Source organism: Rhodococcus sp. EPR-147 (genome assembly GCF_001647185.1).
In the GTDB taxonomy this organism is placed as follows: domain Bacteria; phylum Actinomycetota; class Actinomycetes; order Mycobacteriales; family Mycobacteriaceae; genus Rhodococcoides.
In genome coordinates, this window is the sequence record NZ_LVCU01000372.1 from 1 (window position 1) to 1,039 (window position 1,039).

A 1,039-nucleotide genomic window follows, 5' to 3' on the forward strand; every position below is an offset into this window, starting at 1 on the left:
CCGAGTGCGAACTCGAGGTCCTTGCCCTTGAGTACGACGCGGTAACCGACGCCGTGAATCTCCATCTTGTTGGTGTAACCGTTGGTGACACCGGTGATGAGGTTCGCGACGAGAGTGCGCGAAAGTCCGTGCAGTGCACGGCTCTTGCGCTCGTCATCGGGCCGGGTGACGGCGATGGTGCCGTCGTCGGCGCGAGCGATCTGGATGGGCTCGGCGACCGTCAGGCTCAGGGCACCCTTGGGGCCCTTGACCGCAACGTTCTGGCCGTCGATGGTGATATCGACTCCAGCGGGGACCGGTACCGGCAATTTTCCAATACGTGACATGGTGGTGGCCTCCCCTACCAGACGTAGGCGAGGACTTCTCCGCCCACACCCTGCTTGGCCGCCTGACGCTCCGTGAGCAGACCTGTGGACGTGGAGATGATCGCCACGCCCAGGCCGCCGAGAACCTTGGGCAGATTGGTGGATTTTGCGTACACCCGGAGACCGGGCTTGGAGACGCGTCGCACGCCGGCGAGGCTGCGCTCACGGCTCGGGCCGTACTTCAGATCGACGATGAGGGTCTTGCCCACCTCGGCGTCTTCCGTGCGGTAGTCCGAGATGTAGCCCTCGCGCTTGAGGATCTCGGCGATGTTCGCCTTGAGCTTCGAGTGGGGAAGCTTCACCTCGTCGTGGTACGCCGAATTGGCGTTGCGCAGACGGGTCAAGAAGTCTGCAATTGGATCGGTCATCGTCATGGTGTGACCTGTGCACCTTTCTCGCAGCGGTTCCCATACAGCACGCGCGAGCTGGTGCCCCTGGATTCTCGAGAACCCGGCGGGCCTGGCTCGTCACATCGTGGGCCTACAACGAAGTGAACATGTCCTGACCGACTGTTGCCGGTCAGGGGTTGCGCTCCAAGCAATGCATCGCTGCACTGCCAGGTGTTTCGAGCTTCCGCATTTCGACGCTGACGTACGGAGAACTCGAGGTTGCGTTTCCATTGCAAGGACTCGCGTGCAGGCACGACGAAGCCCGGGCAACCGCTCTAGTGTAGG

Annotated in this window: 2 protein-coding genes; both read right to left on the minus strand. The window is 62.5% G+C overall.

From position 1 onward, the window contains the following. The coding region (locus tag A2J02_RS16705) for a 50S ribosomal protein L6 (RefSeq protein ID WP_082898978.1) at positions 1 to 326 on the minus strand (326 nt) is incomplete at its 3' end. 14 nt (positions 327 to 340) lie between these two features. Further along, positions 341 to 739 carry a 30S ribosomal protein S8 gene (gene rpsH, locus A2J02_RS16710; protein WP_008718266.1) on the minus strand — a complete coding sequence of 133 codons (399 nt, stop codon included), beginning with the start codon at positions 737 to 739 and terminating at the stop codon, positions 341 to 343. Positions 740 to 1,039: the final 300 nt, after the last annotated feature.

Coding starts and splice junctions, on each gene's coding strand:
- rpsH (WP_008718266.1), bottom strand. CDS start 739: ATGACGATGACCGATCCAATTGCAGACTTCTTGACCCGTCTGCGCAAC.